The sequence below is a fragment of the Caballeronia sp. ATUFL_F1_KS39 genome (assembly GCF_023630985.1).
Classification (GTDB): Bacteria; Pseudomonadota; Gammaproteobacteria; order Burkholderiales; family Burkholderiaceae; genus Caballeronia; species Caballeronia zhejiangensis.
This window is the reverse complement of sequence record NZ_JALQDZ010000101.1, coordinates 1-264: the sequence shown is the minus strand read 5'-3', so window position 1 is coordinate 264 and position 264 is coordinate 1. Positions and strand designations below refer to the sequence as shown.

Sequence of the window (264 nt, the reverse complement as noted above, 5' to 3'; positions counted from 1 at the left end):
GAGTCGGGCACTTTGCGCTGTTCATGCAGTTCGGTGAGAAAGGCGAACACCAGTTCCTCATCCCGTTTCGCGAAGGGAGGCGCCTTTCCATCCCGGATTGCGTCGATGACTTCGTTCGAAACGCCGGCCTCGAGAGCGAAAGGCTTGTGCGCGGCCCATTCGTATTCCGCGAGCCAGTACCGGCCCATGAACATGATGGCAAGCTCCGAGAGACGGGCCGGGATGCTGCTGTCATACCGGCAATAGCGACCCAAGGCTTGGGAG

1 protein-coding gene is annotated in these 264 nt (G+C 60.2%); it reads right to left on the bottom strand.

Annotated elements, in window-relative coordinates; genetic code table 11:
- A partial coding sequence (locus tag NCR93_RS31740; RefSeq protein WP_502799873.1) for a carboxymuconolactone decarboxylase family protein occupies positions 1 to 264 on the bottom strand: 264 nt, incomplete at both ends.